Source organism: Acinetobacter lwoffii (genome assembly GCF_024129735.1).
Classification (GTDB): Bacteria; Pseudomonadota; Gammaproteobacteria; order Pseudomonadales; family Moraxellaceae; genus Acinetobacter; species Acinetobacter lwoffii_H.
In genome coordinates, this window is record NZ_JAMXXK010000036.1 from 1 (window position 1) to 17,571 (window position 17,571).

Here is a 17,571-nt window from a genome sequence, read left to right on the forward strand (position 1 = left end):
CTTCAAATCTTCAAATCTTCAAATCTTCAAATCTTCAAATCTTCAAATCTTCAAATCTTCAAATCTTCAAATCTTCAAATCTTCAAATCTTTAAATCTTCAAATCCAGTTATAAAAATATTTGAAAACTCAAATTTAAAAAGTATCTCTCCTATAGCTTACTCAAGCCATGTTGACCATTTACATTTTTAACCCAGAAAAACTCAAAGCCTGAAAACCCTTACACATGCGGCATTTTTTATTGCTTAGACTGTTTCTCTCAACTTCTAGAAACAGGCAAGTAGAATGAACAATTTTAATGCAAGTGATATTAAAGAACATGCTTCAGTCATTGCTTCATGTGGTACTCAAGTCGGGAAGGTGGACCATTTAGAAGGTCAGGATTCAATTAAATTAACAAGAAGTGATGATGAAAATAATGAGCATCATCTGATTCCCTTGAGTTGGGTAAGTGAAATCAAAGACGATAGCGTCGTGCTCAATAAAACTGCGGAAGAGGTACGTAAAGAGTGGACTACCTTATAAGAAATTAAAGTCAGTGGACTGAAAAGCAGGGCTGCTTCAGCTTAATTTTTTATGTCACAGACTTTATGAGTAACCGTTGAAAATGCCAGTTCGAAAGACTGGCATTTTTATTGTTTATTAAAACGAGATAATGATCGCGTGCTGAATTTATTGAAGCTATGAGTGTTTTTTTATAAAAAAACCACCTGATTTTTCAATCAGATGGTTTGGAAAACTTAAATTTAAGAAGTATTAAGCTTCTTGCTGCTCGGCCTGAATCGCGGTTAAGGCAATGGTAAACACGATGTCATCGACCAAGGCACCACGCGACAGGTCATTGACCGGCTTATTCAAGCCTTGCAGCATTGGTCCAACACTGACTACATTGGCAGCACGTTGTACCGCTTTATAGGTCGTGTTACCGGTATTCAGATCCGGGAAAATAAATACATTGGCACGTCCAGCCACTTGTGAATTAGGTGCCTTTTGGCGCCCCACGCTTTCCACCGATGCTGCATCATATTGTAATGGCCCATCAATCAACAGGTCAGGACGACGTTCTTTGGCAATGCGTGTAGCTTCCGCGACTTTTTCCACATCAGCGCCAGTACCCGAAGTTCCTGTCGAATAGGAAATCATGGCAATGCGTGGATCTATACCAAAGGCTTTGGCAGAATCGGCGGACTGGATTGCAATTTCGGCCAGCTGTTCTGCATCAGGGTCCGGATTGATCGCACAGTCACCATACACATAGACTTCATCTGGCAACAGCATAAAGAATACGGAAGATACCAGAGAATAATCTGGAGCAGTCTTGATCAGCTGAAAAGCAGGACGTACCGTATTTGCGGTGGTATGTACTGCACCAGAAACCAGGCCATCGACTTGATCCAGTGCCAGCATCATGGTGCCAAGTACTACCGTATCTTGTAGTTGTTCACGGGCTTGCAGTTCATTGAGCTTGCCTTTACGCAGCTCGACCATCTTGTCGATATAGTTTTCACGCACCAAATCCGGGTCAAGAATTTCCAGATCTTCAGGCAATTCAATGCCGCGCGCTTTGGCTACTTCTAGCACAGCTTCAGGCTTCGCTAGCAAAATACATTGCGCAATGCCACGGGACTGACAAATGGCCGCAGCCTGTACGGTACGCGGTTCATCACCCTCTGGCAGTACAATACGTTTTTTCGCAGCAATCGATTTCTGTACCAGTTCATGACGGAAAGCGGAAGGTGACAGACGTGGCTTATAAGAACCATTCAACATTTGATTCAGCCATTCCGGATTGATATGGCTTGAAACAAAACGTGTCACCTGATCTGCACGTTCGGTATCATCCACTGGAATTTCATTGCTGAGATTTGCCAGTTTTTGTGCGGTTTCAAACGTGCTGAGTGGTGTATGTAAAATCGGTAAACCTTGCTTGATGGCAGCCTGGCAGAATTCCAGTACATGATCATTTGGCTGTTGATGTTCAGTCAGCACCAGACCGGCCAAAGGAATCCCATTACTGCTGGCCAGACTACTTGCCAGTAATACATCAATCCGGTCAGAGGCACTAATAATTAATTCGCCAGCTACAAACTTATGTAGTTCATGTTCAATATTGGCTGAAATCAGACTACTGTGTTGCACACGGCGCTGTTTGGCTTCGCCTTCATTAATCCAGTAAGCAGAAATATGGGCAGCCAGATCAGACATGCGTGGCACACTTAAGGTTTTACTGAAAGGCACCAAGCCAATCACTGGCAATTTTTCAGAACCAATATGCGGATGCGTCTGCTGAATAGCTGTAATAAATTCGGCGGTTTCAGCTTTAAGGCGTAAATCTGGATTCAGCGTGACAGGAATCTGCGCAGATTCTTCAGGCAGGCCTTTGGTGCGCATTAACATGATACCTGCCAGACGGGTAGAGCTAGCGCCACCAAAATTACGCAGCTGATGTTCAACTTTGTCTGCGGTTTGGCTTGGCTGCTGAATATTGGCATTGCTGACCACAATAACTTTGGCATCAAGAGCTTGTGCCAGTGAAGCATTCAAATCATCGGCAAAACTGTCCTGAGTATTTGGCAGCAGACCTTCGACAATAATCAGGTCATGCTGTTTGGCGATTTGACGATGCAGACGTACCGCTTCTTCAAGCAATTCATCCTGTTCACCCAGATTGATCTGCTGCAAGACTTTGCTATAACGGATGGGTTCAACAGTTTCACTTTGAGAAATATGACGATACAAAGCCGTGGTTCGGTCTTCGATTTCATTCAATTCCTGGGCAAAAGGTTTCAGGAAACCAGCTTTTACCCCTTGGCATTCCAGTGCATAAATCAGGCCCAAACATGCAGAAGTTAAGCCTACGCCTTCCCCAGTGGGAACCAATAAAATTGTTTTCATAAGTTATGTCAGTCGCAGAATAATAAAAATCAGTTAAAAAGTGGCTAAGCCTGCTTATGCAGGCGTTACCTCAGCTTTAGACTTTTTTGCAGTATTGCGCTCCACCTCAAGTTCAACCACACTTTGAACTTCTTGTGCGATACGGCCTTCTTCATCTGTTGGCACTACCCAGATTTGTGGGCCTGTACCTGAATCGATCCGACCTTCAGTACCGCGTTTCAATTCATTGTTGGCGTTTTTATCCAGATTGAAGCCGAAGTGGGGCAGGTAAGTCATGGTCTTTTCGCGGATATAGGCTGAATTTTCGCCAATACCGCCAGTGAAGAACAGACCATTAAGACGTGGCAGACCACAGCTCAACGCTGCCAGAGATTTAGCTAAACGGTAGCAGAATACTTCAATCGCCAGTGCGGCATCTTCATTGCCTTGCTCTGAAGCTTCAATCAGGGTACGCATGTCATTCGACAGGTCAGACAGACCCAAAAGACCACTTTGGCTATTCAGCATCTTGTCAATTTTATAAATATCCCAACCCAGGTTTTTCGCCAGGAAGCTATGCAGGCTTGGGTCGACATCGCCACTGCGTGTGCCCATAACAATGCCTTCAAGCGGGGTTAAGCCCATTGAGGTATCTACACTTTTCCCATTCCAAACGGCACAGGTCGAGCTACCATTACCTAAATGCGCGGTTAACCAGCCACCTTGTTTGAAACTGCCTGCCAGTTCAGAACCGCGCTCTGAAACATAGGCATGACTAGTCCCGTGGAAACCATAGCGACGTACACCATGAGCGGTATATAAAAATTTCGGCAGGGCATAACGATAAGCATGCGCTGGCATGGTTTGGTGGAAGGCAGTATCAAATACCGCCACCTGTGGTAATTCCGGGAATAAACGTTTGGTAGCTTCAATGCCAATCAGATGAGCCGGATTGTGTAATGGCGCAAGCGGTGTTGCTTCACGAATTTTTTCAATAATTTCGTCATTGATCAGTTCAGCCTTGGTCAGGCTGCCCCCATGTACCACACGGTGACCGATCGCATCCGGACGGTAGTTGGCTAGACGTTCCAGACCGACTTCGAGTGCTTTTTTGTGGTCAGCAAATGGAATGTGGATATCGACCGGCTCATTGCCAACTGTCACACCTTTAATGCGAGCATTCTCTGTGCCTAAGTTCTCAGCTAAACCATGAATACGGAAATTCTGCTCCTCAAGAAGTAATGCAAACTTGATTGAAGAAGAGCCACAATTAATAACTAATACTGATTTAGACACGATTGATTACCCAATTTTTAATTAAAATTCTCGTCCATTTGCTTGACCCAATTGCAGGCAATGAAGCAGCAATCCAGATCAATGAATATGTTTTAACATTTGTTTTTTTTCTGTCCTAGATAGACTTTAGCAGATTAGACTTAAGCATTATCGACCGATTTAACAATAATAACTAAAATTTATCAGTTCATAGTTTTCATTTATAAATAAAATGATGCTGAAAATATCATCAATAAGAATACTAAACTCTGCTTAAATTTAATTTTAGAACAGATTAATTCTTTAGTTTAGCGCCTGAAAAGGCAAATATTGTTTTTACATACAATTCTATAAAGAGATTCATCAATAAAATAACCGGAAGGTTCTAATCCATCTATTTCAGTGTCAATTTTTCTGTCCATAAAAAACAGCCTCATTTATGAGGCTGTTTTAAATGAGCGATCTGAATACTTATTGGCGAATCTGACCATCACCAAAGACAATCCATTTCTGCGACGTCAGGCCTTCAAGACCGACTGGGCCACGAGCATGGATTTTATCGGTCGAAATCCCGATTTCTGCGCCTAAGCCATATTCAAAACCATCTGCAAAACGAGTAGAGGCATTGATCATGACCGAACTTGAATCTACACCCGCCAGAAATTCGCGAGCCAGACTGTAGTTTTCAGTAATAATGGAATCGGTATGATGCGAGCCATATTTGTTGATGTGCTCAATGGCTTCTTCTATACCAGAAACGACTTTGATCGCCAGAATCGGGCCCAGATACTCGGTATACCAGTCTTCTTCAGTGGCCGTAATGACTGCATCTCCAAGAATACGCTGGGTTTCCCGGCAACCACGAAGTTCGACTTTTTTCTCTTGGTAAAGCTCTGCGATGCGTGGCAAGAATTCTTCAGCGACTTTTTCATCGACCAGCAGGGTTTCCATGGCATTACATACACCATAGCGATGGGTTTTGGCATTGAGCGCAATAGGCAATGCTTTCAACAAATCTGCTTGAGCTTCCACATACACATGACAGTTGCCATCTAAATGTTTAATGACCGGTACGCGTGCTTCCTCGGTAATTCGTTCGATCAGGCTCTTGCCGCCACGAGGCACAATCACATCCACATATTCGGTCATGGTAATCAACTGGCCCACTGCAGCGCGGTCAGTCGTATTCACGACCTGTACGGCAGCCTCAGGCAAGCCTGCGACTTTCAGGCCATGCTGAATCGCGACTGCAATTGCCTGATTCGATTCCAGAGCTTCTGAGCCGCCCCGTAAAATAATGGCATTGCCTGATTTGAGCGCGAGTGATGCCGCCTCCAACGTGACGTTAGGACGTGACTCGTAGATCATGCCGACCACACCCAAAGGCACACGCATCTTGCCCAGTTGAATCCCGGATGGGCGATAAGCCATATCACTAATTTCACCAATTGGATCTTTCAGGCCAATGACATCTTTCAGGCCCTGTAACATACCTTTAAAGCGCGCGGGGTTGAGTTCTAAGCGATCAAGCAGGGCAGGGTCCAGATTGTTATTATGCGCCTTAGTCATATCTTTCTGGTTAGCAACCAAAATAGCAGCTTGGCTATTTTCCAAAGCCGTATAAATAGCGGATAACGCATTATTTTTAGTTTGGGTGGACGCGCGAGCCAAAATGCGAGACGCTTGGCGTGCCTGCTGTCCTACCGTTTGCATGTATTGTTCAATAGACTCTTGCATAGCGGTTTGATCACTTAGAAATTTCATTTCGATATTAACAGCCTGCTGCTGCACAATGAAGCCCATCTATTAAAAATCATCCGTTTTCGCAGACTTCTAAACATTTTGAAATTGTTTTCTGTTTAAAAGTAGATAAGTGGTCACTGAAGCGGTTGCTTGTGAAAAGCAGCTCTGTATAGAATGAAACACGCGGCATTGATGTCATTTATAATTATTAAAGAGCAGGATGCGTGTTCAGGCACACCGGAATGCGCCTGAAATATAAGATCTGTTAAGCATGACTTGCACAATAAAAATAAGGCAAGGACGGAGGAAAAGGAATATGAATATGAATTCCATTATCCACATGGACGCCCATGTATTGGAACAACATAGCCACGATGGTTTTTTTGATCTTTATGATAAGCACAGTTTTAAGCAGCCGCCACGCACCACCTGGATGGATGGCTGGAAAATCGAATATATGGCGATCGCCCGTCCGGATACCTTACATTTAAGACCCATGGTGATTATTGGGGGAGCTTTTCAGAATTTTAATTCCTACAAATACTGTGTAGAACAGCTTTTTGATGCAGGCCCCATTATTCTGATTGACCTACCATCCATGGGGGCCAACCAGCAGATTAGTAATGTCGACACAGGTCTGTCTGCCGGAACACTGGAGCTTGAAGACCTTGCTGCGATGCTGGGGCGCTGGCTGGAACAGATGCAGCTGCCGCAAGTGGCAATTCTAGGCATGTCCTTGGGGTCAGTGGTGGCTTCCTGTCTGGCAGATCAGCGTCCTGAACTGGTCGATCGGATGATTCTGATGGGTGTGATGCAGAAAACCCGTAAAAGCTGGCGAATGCTGCTGGAAGAATCCCTACACCTGATGAAAGAACAGCGTATGGATGAATTTGGTCAGGCCGTCATTTTGTACCTGGTGAATCATGCACGTTTAACAGAAACCCGGATGTCACCGACTGCAAAGCGTTTGTTCTTTAAACAGATGGCGGAATTTACGGCCACCGAACAGGATCGTTATGATATCAATTGCAACCGTTTATTGCGTCTGACCAATGTGCCGATTCCACAGTGCAAAGTGCTGGTGGCATGTGGGCAATATGACAGTTTTACCTTGCCACATGAGAATGCCAATTTTGCCCTGCAATGTCCGAATATGCAGTATGTACAAATTGCAGGCGCCGATCATGTACCGCAGTTACAACGTCGTAAAGAAACCATGCATCTGTTTGCAACCTTCTTACGTGATGAACCGGTCGATCAGTTGCCGGGAATTATTCCGTTTAGCCCTGAGCAGATACAGCAGCTTGAACGTCGCGGTGAAGAGCGGATTCAGGTGCAAGATTCACAGCGTTTCCTCAGTCATCGTCATTCTGATCTCATTTTAAAAGCAGAGATCGTGGACATGAATTTCTTTGGGGTATTGCTGGAGTTAGATGTAGAACAGGCAGTATGCGCAACAGCTTATCCACGTGATCTGGCCTTGCATCTGGAAGATGAAGTTGGGGAATTTCAGATTGAGTGCCTGATCTTTGAACAGGATGATACTCAGCTGCGTGCTTTATTCAAACATGGCAGTTTTGAAGTCGCAGAACGCTTATTACGCTTTGTACAAATGCAAAAAGTACTGTCACAAACTGAAGTATTTGATGCAGCAATTTAAAAAACAGCAGCATTAAAAAACAGCGTACTTAAACGCTGTTTTTTTTCACGGCATGAATCATCCAGACCAGATCACCTAAATGTTCATCCTGTTCATGAGTCGGGTTTGGCTGATGAGGCTCGGCAAAATAACGTTGTGGTTGTTGTACCTCAACCTGGTCAAATCCTGCATCTTGAAAAAAGTGCTGTAGTTCTTGAGGGGATTTAAAATGAAAGGTAAACGCACTTCGAGACATGAATTTAAGCAGACGGCTACTGCTCCAGATAAAGTTCGCTAGTTTATTTTTCACCGGTTCGGGGTAAATATCGCTGAGATAGTGAACTGCCGGGAAATACTGCGCATTTTCTGTAATACCCTGCATCAGAATGCGTAACATCTGCTGATTAAAATAATTAATCAGTCCTTCACTAATGACCACTAAGGGCTGGTTGCGGTCAAACATCTGAAAAATACAGTCCAGTTCTTCACTAAAAATATCGGCAGTCAGGACTTCAGGTGCATGCTGATCAATTTGCTGTAAAGCCTGCGTCTTGATCTTGGCCATATCGGGCAGATCCAGTTCACGATAATTAATCTCGGGAAATTTCTGTCTGAAATTCCAGCTGCGGGGAGATAGTCCGCAGGCAATTTCAAGAACCTGAAGTTGTGGGTGTTGCTCAATTAGTTGACACAAATGCTCATCAATCATCTGATGACGCTGCTTGAGTGTAGTCCGCATGCTACCGCCGACATGGCGTTCTGCCCAGGATTCAAGGGGATGAAGCAGTTTGGCCAGAAACTTGCCTTTGGATGTAGCAAAGGCTGGATGTGAGATTCCCATTTGATACCAGATATAGCCGGTATAGTGCGCCGTAAAAGAAATATGGCGATGTTGCGAAAGTGAGTCTGTCATATTTGTTCTGACCTTATTGTTATTTTTAAGTTGATTGAATAATAGTGTAACCTTTTCATTACTATAATTAAAAAGGAACACCTTGTCGTGTCCCTTTTTCATATTGATTGGATTTAAAAAGTTTTAGCTGGATTGCTGTTTAAATGCCAGTATTTCATCACGGATCTCGCGCCATTCTTCACCCAGATCCAGTTCATCACCAATCTGGATGTTCGGGATGTTGCCGCGCATGCGTTCCAGGCGTTGCTGGTTCGGGAGGGGCAAATCTTCAATTCCTTCTAGTGCAATACATTGTGCTGCACGATCATTGCAGACCAGACCCATATCACAACCAGCTTTAAGGGCGGCCTGAATTCGGGCATCGGCACCGCCTGCGACACAGGCGGCCTGCATGCTTAAATCATCTGAGAACAGGACACCGTCAAAACCAAGCTCCTGACGTAAAACTTTCTGAATCCAGAATTCAGAGAATCCGGCTGGATTTAGATCAACTTGGCTATAGATGACATGAGCCGGCATCAGCGCATCCAGTTGTGATTGCAGTTGTATAAATGTTTGCATATCTTTTTGCTGAATCTCTGTATAAGAGCGCGTATCAATTGCTGCAGAAACATGCGAGTCCGCTTTGACCGAGCCATGACCGGGGAAATGTTTACCAGTTGAAGCCATACCGGCACGTTTCATACCTTTTAGAAATGCGCTGGCGAGTGGAATAATGTCCTGGATATTTTGGGCAAAGCTACGATCACCGATCACATCACTGATGTCATTCAAGTCCAGTACTGGGGCAAAGCTGAAATCAATGCCGACAGCCAGCACTTCAGTCGCCATCAGCCAGCCGCATTTTTCAGCCAGCTCTAGGGCACGCTGTGGATCGCGCGTATAAAGTTCGCCAAATTTCCCCGTGGCAGGCAGCAGGGTAAAGCCTTGTCTTAAACGCTGGACACGACCGCCTTCCTGATCTACCGCAATTAAAATATCAGGATGCACCTGACGCATATGATCGGTCAAAGCACGGACTTGCGCCGGAGATTCAATATTGCGACCAAATAAAATCACTCCACCGACTTGCGGCGCACTTAATAGTTCAATATCTTCTTGAGTGAGGGTTGTGCCTGCGATGTCGAGCATCAATGCGCCAATCATATGCGGAATCCGTTTTAGAGTTTTTCGGAGAAAACAATACCTGAATTCTGCAATGATTTGCTACACTTTGTCAGCACAGAATATGATAAAACTACACGACATAAACATATTAAGTTGTTTAAGATGCTGAATACGTTAAATTCTGGTCGAAAAGCAACACGGTCACATTGGTCTCTAGGCCAAGGAAGTACGAATTATTTATGAAATTTCAAACTATAGCTTGCGCAGTTGCGATTGCGACAGGTGGATTATTTTTTACCCATGTAGTGAATGATGCGATTGCGGCCAATAGTAATGAAGTGGTCAGTAAAGCAATTCAGCCATCTCAAGAGCAGGCGCTGGTGTCACGTCAGCTGGCAACCCTGGTTGACCGTCAGCACTATTTAAATATGCGTCTGGATGCCCAGACTTCACAGCGTATTTTTGATTTCTATATTGATAGTCTTGATCCGGAACACAGTCTGTTTCTGGCCCCCGAAGTTGAAAACTATAAGAAACGCTATGGTGCCAATTTTGGTGCCAATCTGAAAGCCGGCAATTTGTCTGGTCCTTATGAAATGCATGCGCAATATCAACAGCGCTTGCACCAGTTCTACACCTATATGTTGAATGAGCTGAAAAAACCGCAGAATCTGAATCAGCCAAATGTTTATATCGAAACGGATCGTGAGAAAGCGCCATTCTTTAAAACTGAGGCTGAACAGCGTGCGCACTGGTCAAAAATGCTGGTGTCTCAGCTGATCAATCTGACCATCAGTAAAGAAGAGGAGTTGGCCAAGCAGAAAGCGCTGAAAGCCAATCCGGAATTGGCCAATGGACAAGACCTGACTGGTCCTGAAGATCTAACGCCTGCGCAAACCTTGACCAAGCGTTATACCCGTCAACTGGAACGTCTCAGCCGCGTCAAAAGTGATGATGTGCTCGACAAGACACTGAACGCGATGATGCTGACTTATGATCCCCACAGTAATTACTTCCCGCCTGTGGATGCGATGGAGCTGAATCGTCAGACCACTTTACAGCTGGAAGGCGTCGGCGTATCGATTCGTCCGGAGCGTGGCAATGAAGATTATACCAAGATTGAAACCATCGTTGAAGGTGGTCCGGCCAGCAAATCCGGTCAAGTTAAATCAGGTGATCGTATCATTGGTGTAGCCCAAGACGGCGAGCAAATGGTCGATGTCATTGGCTGGCCAAGTAATGAAATTGTCGGTCTGATTCGTGGTAAACGTGGCACGAAAGTCACTCTACGCTTGCTCGGTGCGGGTGCTGCCATGGGGCAGGCACGTAATGTGACCATTACCCGTGACGTGATTCAGGAAGAAGATGCCGGTGTGCGTACACGTGTGGTCGACATTCAACGCGATGGCAAGAAATATCAATATGGTGTGATCGAAATTCCATCGTTCTACCTGAACTATCGCGCACGCCGTGCTGGTACCGATTATCGCTCGGTATCTGAAGATACCAACAAGGCCTTGAAAGAGCTGGCAGCGAAGAATGTTGCTGGGATTATTATCGATTTACGGAATAACCCAGGTGGTTCACTGGAAGAAGTGGCACGTATGTTGGGGCAGGTGATCAAGTCTGGCCCAGTGGTGCAGATCCGTGATGGCAATGGTAATGTCAGCGTCTTTGAAGATGATGATGGCGGTGCACAAACTTATGCAGGTCCACTGGCAGTGATGGTGAATCTGGCCTCTGCATCGGCCAGTGAAATTTACTCTGCTGCGATTCAGGATTATGAACGCGGGATTGTGATTGGCAGTACCACCACCGGTAAAGGTACAGCACAGGTGCAACTGGATAGTCTGGCGCATGGTCAGGCGACATTGACGCAGCGTAAATTCTACCGTGTGACCGGTGGCAGTACCCAGAATAAAGGGGTCGTTCCAGACATTAAACTGGTCGATATTTATAACGAAGAGTTTGGTGAGCGTAAGGCTAAAAATGCCTTGCAGTGGGATACCATTCCAACGGCACCATTTAAACGTGAAGGGGCTGTACAGAAATACGTCCCTGAATTGGCCAAACTTTCTCAGCAACGGGTCACACTGGATTCTCAGTTCAAGTATTTAGAACAGCGTAAAGCCGTGATGAAGAAAGCCGAAGAAGAGAAACGTCAGGTACTGGACTTGCAACAGCGTAAAGCTGAGTTGATTGCCATGGAGCAAAAAACGCTGGACGCAGAAAACACTCGTCGTGCTGCAACAGGTCTGAAACCTTATCCAAACTGGGAAAGTTATCAGGCTTCACTGGATGCCTTGATTGAAACACGTGCCAAGATGAAGGCCAAAGAACGTCCGGCTCTGCCTGAAGAAGAAGCGTTTGTGATTGAAGCGGCAAATGTGTTACTGGACTATGCCAAATTACAGGCAAAACCCTAAGTTTTAGCCTCATTGATCGTTGATAAAAATAGCCTGTTTCGACAGGCTATTTTTTTATTTTGTAAATCTGCACAAAAATCCAAATAAAATTTTGCTATGAAGTGCCATCTGTCTAAATAAAAAGAAAAAAATTGTGATGGTGATCGAATAAATGAGCTAAAAAATGAAGCTAAATATTTGCTTAAATTTGAAACACTTCTAATATATAAGTTGTATTTTATTTTTCTGTTGAGTTTTATTTTTGGGGCAATTCTCAACTTCAAAAGAAAGAAATATAAATTCTAAATTTTAGTTAAGACTGATGTTGTTGCAGACCAATTGGCTTGCATGGATAGTCAGTCTTGAGATTTTACTGAGTTCAAATTTGATCGGGTGAAAATGGAAATATCAGTGCAGAGAATAATAAAAATGATCACCGATGGGGAACATTTTTTATGATTGATATTCAGCATGATATTGGTCTGTTCATCGGGTCCATTCTTTCTGCATTGGTTGCTTGCTATCTCATCGCACGGATTAAAAAATTTGCTTCAGGCGCTTTACAGCTAAACTTTAAAACCTTCAATTTAATGCTAACCACCATGCTATTGGGCCTATTCATATGGTTGATCCATTTTATTGGGCTGACAGCAAGTTTTGTGCTGAATAAATATGAGATGGATTTGGGCCTGATGCTCCTGTCTGTTCTGGTGATATGCATTGCATCTATGTTTATCCTCTGGTTAAGTACCAGAAGTACCTGGTCATTTTTCCGGTCAGTTCTCGTATTAGGTGTGATCGCACTCAGCATCTTTGGCATGCACTCTATTAGCATGATGTCATTCAATTTTACTGCCGCCCATATGCAACAGTCACCGGAATTAGTTCAGGCACATGATCAGCTATTTCTGGCCGTGGTACTTATGAGCGGATTGTTGTTGGTGACGCTGATGTGTATCATCGTGTCCGAACTGCGTGTGGGATTACGCAACCGTCAGCTTGCATGGGCCAATCAACAAATTGAAAATCAGACCATTCAGGACAATCTGACCAAATTACCTAACCGTTTGTATCTGGCTGAATATGCAAATCTGCTGTTTTCAGGTCAGTCCGAACAGCAGCATGAAATTGCTTTTTTATATATCGATCTGGATCGTTTTAAGGCAGTCAATGATGTGTTTGGCCATCTGGTCGGCGATCAGTTGCTGATTCAATTGACCACGCGGATTCATCTGTTATTAGGCCATCATTCCAAGCTGCTCAGAATCGGTGGGGATGAATTTCTGCTGGTACTGGAAAATACTTCAGTCGCCAAAGCTGCAAAAATGTCAGAACAGATTCTTGAACTGATTCAGGAAAGTTTCCTGATTGAAGGCAAGAGTATTCATATCTCGGGCAGTATTGGTATTGCCATGTATCCGGAGCACGGCAAAAATTTACAGGATCTGCTGGTCAATGCTGATGCCGCGATGCTGAGTTCCAAGTATCAGGGACGCAATACCTATTCAGTCTTTAATTATTCTACCGACCAGGATGAAAGCAAAAGCCAAAGCACCCTGATTAATGACCTATATAAAGCCGTGGAAGAGCAGCAGTTTGTGCTGTTTTATCAGCCCAAGTTTCGGACCAAGGATCGTAGCTTGTGTGGGGTAGAGGCATTAATTCGCTGGAACCATCCCCAGTTTGGTTTGCTCGGCCCGAATCTGTTTATCAATGCGGCTGAAAAAACTGGATTGATTATTCAAATGGGCTATTGGGCATTGGAACTGGCTTGTCAGCAGATTCAAAAATGGCAACGGACACATACTGAATTTTTCCCTATCGCGGTCAATTTGTCTGCGGTACAATTTGAACATAAGCATCTGTTTAGTACTTTAGAAAAGTTATTTGCACAATATAAAATCAGTCCTCAGCATTTAATGATCGAGATTACTGAATCGACTGCCATGCATCATATTGATGTGAGTATGCGCAGCTTTAAGCGCTTAAGACAAATGGGCATCCGTCTAGCCATTGATGATTTTGGTACAGGGCATTCCAGTTTTCTCTATTTAAAGAATTTCGCCGTAGATGAGTTAAAAATTGACCGGGAATTTATCAAAAATCTGGCAGTCGGCTCCAAAGAGGAAATGATTCTGGAAAGCATTATTCAGCTGGCCATAAAACTGGGCTTGGTGGTGACCGCCGAAGGTGTTGAAACAGAAGCGCAAGCAGAAATTTTAACCCGGCTCGGTTGTGAACAGTTACAAGGCTTTTTGCTGGGCTTGCCGGTAGATGAACAACGTTTAGAAAATTTACAATTCCATTAATAGCGCTCTAATTGATTGAGCGTCAGGATAGACAATATGGCTCACGGAACTCCACCCTGAAACTCTGCTACAATATCGCCAATTTTTTTCATATTGATCGAATTTGATCTCGAATGCTGTGCATTGAGCAGTAGGTATATTTCATGAGCTTTAAGCAAGAACTGGCGGCACAAGTCGCCCAGCGACGTACGTTCGCTATTATTTCCCACCCAAATACCACACTATAACTCATCTTATTTCAACCCATTTCAAAAGTCTCGAAAACGAATCTAATATTTCTATAATTTACAGTATATTAACTAATTTTATATTTTATACCCATTGCATGTGACTTCAAGTTGCTTTAAGTTTATTCATAAATTTTGTGTACATAAGTGTGTACATATATGATGTTGTTTTTCTAATTTAAAATTTTGTACACAGGTGTGGAATGCCACTCACAGATACATGGCTAAAAAAGAATTTAGGTAAGACTAGAGCTGAACAACATGTTAAAGCTGATAGAGATGGATTGAGTGCACGTGTCTCGCCTAAAGGTAAAATCATTTTTCAAATGCGCTTCAGATATCAAGGAAAGCAAGCACGGCTTGACCTAGGTTCTTACCCAAATCTGACTTTACAGCAAGCTAGGCTAGAATTACAAAAAATGAAAGGGGTTCTGGAGGCTGGTCATGATCCAAGAGTGTATAAAAAATTAGAAGTTCATAAGGTGACGAATGCACTAACTTTTGAGGAACTTTATTTAGAATGGCATGAAAAATACTGCATGGCGAATAAGAAAAATGCACAACAACAATTGCGGTCTTTTCAGTTGTATTTATTTCCTAAATATGGATCTCTACCAGCAGACCAAATCACCCTACATATGTGGTTAGAGTTACTAGAAGCGCATTTTGAAAAATCAGCTTCAATTACAGATAGATTACTGACAAATACAAAGCAGTGTTTAGATTGGGGTGTAAATCGTAAGCTGATTGAGAATAATCCGATACGTCATATAACGGGAAAACGTGATCTTAATATTAAAAAAAATAAAGTGGATAGAGTTCTTGACGATGATGAAGTGGCATTAATTTGGAAAATTTGTGATGAATCTAGAATGGCATTGAAGAATGCGCTGTTTATTAAAATCTGTCTTTTCTATGCGAATAGGTATAGTGAGTTGAGGATGGCGAAAAAATCGGATTTCGATTTTGAACGTAAGATTTGGACAGTGCCACCTGAAAATCATAAGACAGGTAAGTATACGAAACGACCTCTTATTAGACCGATTTTGCCTGAAATTGAGCCTTTTATTAAGCAGGCTATAGAGCTGAATAATTCCATCTATATGTTCGTGAATAATGGGACTAAAGAGATGTATGGGCAAAATGGCCCAGGTAAACTACCGTATAATGTCATGCAATATGCAAGAAGACATTATGGTGTTGAGATGAAACATTGGTCTATGCATGATTTAAGACGTACCGCTCGTACTCATTTTAGTCGTTTTACATCGCGTGATATTGCAGAGTTAATGATTGGTCACACCATGCCAGGAGAGCAGGGTACTTATGACTATCATGATTATCAGAACGAGATGGGAATCGCTTACAAGCAATGGTGGGATAAATTGGAAAGCCTAACTAAGTAGTTAGGCTTTTATTATTTCTGAAGTGCTGGTTTTCCCAAGTAATGACTTGCTCTTCATCCCAAAGGCTTTTAGAACCCACTGATACCTTGACAGGTGATGGAAAGGGTACATCAAAAACTTTCTGAGTAGGTTTCTGCCATCTCCATAGCGTTGTTTGAGATTTGATTTTAAATCTATCCAGTAATTCTTTAGAAGTAAGATAAGCCATTGCTAATTTACTCCTTTGGGCTTTTTAGAGTATGAACAATGTTGGTATCAATATATGGTGAGTCCTTTTGAAACAAACTATCTAAAATATTAGAAAGATCTCTTAAATCAACAAAATATGGAGACTTTTGACTTCGATCTAAACGTGCACATTTGAAAGGAAAATCCATTTTTCGTGCTTTCTCTAAAATATTTTCTTTGCTTAGATGTGGGTAGTATGCTTTGCAAACATCATCCAACATTGGCATCGGGTTGCCAAATTTTAGAAAAAGGTAGTCGTAAGTAGAAATAGTTGTTTTCACTTTAAAACACTCATGTATTGTCGATAAGTGCATTGTGCAATTGATAAATAAAAAATGAGGAATGTTACAGCTGTAAAAAATAAATGAACGTAAATTAATTGAATTGTAAGGTTTATTTTTTCATGTAAATTAGTTATGTAATTCTAATTGAAAAAGGTCTAGCAGATGTCTCATGTAGAAATTAGACAAAATATTAACGAGTTAAAAGCTGAGCTGTTAAATCAGTATGGTGCAGTCATTGTATTTCTTGCGGATTGGGATCCCTATGTGCAACAACTAAAAGTAGAAGTTGTAAGAAATAAATCTATGCCTATTAAAACAGTGAAAGAGAAGATCAAGAGCATCCAATCTATAAAATTTTCTAATTTAGAGTCTGTTGAAAGAATAAAGTTTCACAAAATAAAGGATGATTTTGAAGAAAGCGAAACTCAAGAAATTTATCAAGCTATGCTTCAGGATCAACACAATCCCCGTTATGAACAATTCCAAAAAGATTATAAATATAGTATTGGGGATTTAATTGAATTGTTTAATCAGCTAGATTTGCTGTCTAGTAGATTGTCTAACTTAACTGCAAAAGAAGCTGAAGAAGAGTTTGAAGATATTTTTTATCAATATATTTTTTTAAATACGGCTAATTATGGGTTGACTAGTAAGGCTTTAAAAAAACGAATTGATAAGACTAGAGTTGTTTTAGGTGAAAGGACTAAGATCAGAAGTCAAAAAAACGAAATGCTTACGCAGATTGTTTTGCGACAACATCAGCAAGGTAAGCGTTGGAAATCTGCAGATCAAGTTGCAAAAGATTGTATCGATATTATTGATAGTGAGTTTGAAAAAATTGATACCAAATGGCTTAATAGCAAGTTAGTCGAAATTGAGTTAGATAAATCGGACCAGGTAGAAAAAATTAAGAATATTCGTAAACATGATCCAAAGTATAAAGTAATTGAACAGCGAATAGAGTTAATGAACGAGGAAATTTCAAATATTAAAGAGAGTTTGAGAAGAGGATATCCATACGAAAATTATAATAATTTTTTATCATATGGCACTGAATATATTGAAAAAGTAGTTGCGAATACTTTACGTAAAAATAAGCCTTTACTTGAAAAAATTCTTGAAAAATAGGAACTCCAAGCTTCTTAATTTAATATTAATTAAT

13 protein-coding genes and 1 pseudogene are annotated in these 17,571 nt (G+C 42.3%); 7 read left to right on the forward strand and 7 right to left on the reverse strand.

Annotation, left to right across the window (positions count from 1 at the left end):
• The first annotated feature begins 284 nt into the window (after positions 1-284).
• Complete coding sequence (locus NI469_RS10845; protein ID WP_004729548.1) at positions 285-524, forward strand: DUF2171 domain-containing protein; 240 nt, start codon at positions 285-287, stop codon at positions 522-524.
• A gap of 231 nt (positions 525-755) precedes the next feature.
• On the opposite strand, the gene pta is transcribed toward NI469_RS10845, so the two are convergent.
• The 3 genes from pta to NI469_RS10860 all read right to left on the reverse strand — a co-directional run bounded on the left by pta (position 756) and on the right by NI469_RS10860 (position 5,885).
• Complete coding sequence (gene pta, locus NI469_RS10850; RefSeq protein ID WP_253147071.1) at positions 756-2,894, reverse strand: phosphate acetyltransferase; 2,139 nt, start codon at positions 2,892-2,894, stop codon at positions 756-758.
• A gap of 54 nt (positions 2,895-2,948) precedes the next feature.
• Positions 2,949-4,169 carry an acetate/propionate family kinase gene (locus tag NI469_RS10855; RefSeq protein WP_004729551.1) on the reverse strand — a complete coding sequence of 407 codons (1,221 nt, stop codon included), beginning with the start codon at positions 4,167-4,169 and terminating at the stop codon, positions 2,949-2,951.
• 450 nt (positions 4,170-4,619) lie between these two features.
• Positions 4,620-5,885, reverse strand: coding sequence for a glutamate-5-semialdehyde dehydrogenase (locus NI469_RS10860; protein ID WP_004278400.1), 1,266 nt, complete (start codon positions 5,883-5,885; stop codon positions 4,620-4,622).
• A gap of 328 nt (positions 5,886-6,213) precedes the next feature.
• Here NI469_RS10860 and NI469_RS10865 point away from each other — a divergent pair, with 328 nt between their 5' ends.
• On the forward strand, positions 6,214-7,551 hold the full coding sequence (locus NI469_RS10865) for an alpha/beta fold hydrolase (protein ID WP_085064841.1): 1,338 nt from the start codon (positions 6,214-6,216) through the stop codon (positions 7,549-7,551).
• A gap of 28 nt (positions 7,552-7,579) precedes the next feature.
• On the opposite strand, the gene NI469_RS10870 is transcribed toward NI469_RS10865, so the two are convergent.
• Positions 7,580-8,443, reverse strand: coding sequence for a class I SAM-dependent methyltransferase (locus NI469_RS10870; protein WP_253147070.1), 864 nt, complete (start codon positions 8,441-8,443; stop codon positions 7,580-7,582).
• A gap of 123 nt (positions 8,444-8,566) precedes the next feature.
• Positions 8,567-9,589 (reverse strand): beta-N-acetylhexosaminidase, encoded by a 1,023-nt coding sequence (gene nagZ, locus NI469_RS10875; RefSeq protein WP_129716387.1) that lies wholly within the window; start codon positions 9,587-9,589, stop codon positions 8,567-8,569.
• A 200-nt stretch (positions 9,590-9,789) separates the two neighbouring features.
• On the opposite strand from nagZ, the gene NI469_RS10880 reads away from it, so the two are divergent.
• The 4 genes and pseudogenes from NI469_RS10880 to NI469_RS10890 all read left to right on the forward strand — a co-directional run bounded on the left by NI469_RS10880 (position 9,790) and on the right by NI469_RS10890 (position 15,897).
• Positions 9,790-11,976 (forward strand): carboxy terminal-processing peptidase, encoded by a 2,187-nt coding sequence (locus tag NI469_RS10880; protein WP_253147069.1) that lies wholly within the window; start codon positions 9,790-9,792, stop codon positions 11,974-11,976.
• 434 nt (positions 11,977-12,410) lie between these two features.
• The gene (locus tag NI469_RS10885; RefSeq protein ID WP_253147067.1) at positions 12,411-14,264 is read left to right on the forward strand and encodes a putative bifunctional diguanylate cyclase/phosphodiesterase; all 1,854 of its coding nucleotides are present in this window, start codon (positions 12,411-12,413) and stop codon (positions 14,262-14,264) included.
• Between the two features lie 143 nt (positions 14,265-14,407).
• Positions 14,408-14,479: pseudogene (locus NI469_RS15985) on the forward strand (hypothetical protein); the annotation flags it as partial.
• A 215-nt stretch (positions 14,480-14,694) separates the two neighbouring features.
• Entirely contained in the window at positions 14,695-15,897 is a 1,203-nt protein-coding gene (locus NI469_RS10890) for a tyrosine-type recombinase/integrase (protein WP_253175179.1), read from the forward strand.
• Here NI469_RS10890 and NI469_RS10895 read toward each other — a convergent pair.
• Positions 15,890-16,105: a hypothetical protein gene (locus tag NI469_RS10895; protein WP_222111921.1), complete on the reverse strand. Its 216-nt coding sequence runs from the start codon at positions 16,103-16,105 to the stop codon at positions 15,890-15,892. The two genes, NI469_RS10890 and NI469_RS10895, sit on opposite strands and share 8 nt — an antisense overlap.
• A gap of 7 nt (positions 16,106-16,112) precedes the next feature.
• On the reverse strand, positions 16,113-16,406 hold the full coding sequence (locus tag NI469_RS10900; protein WP_228740338.1) for a pyocin activator PrtN family protein: 294 nt from the start codon (positions 16,404-16,406) through the stop codon (positions 16,113-16,115).
• Between the two features lie 165 nt (positions 16,407-16,571).
• Here NI469_RS10900 and NI469_RS10905 point away from each other — a divergent pair, with 165 nt between their 5' ends.
• Entirely contained in the window at positions 16,572-17,537 is a 966-nt protein-coding gene (locus NI469_RS10905; RefSeq protein ID WP_222111923.1) for a hypothetical protein, read from the forward strand.
• Positions 17,538-17,571: the final 34 nt, after the last annotated feature.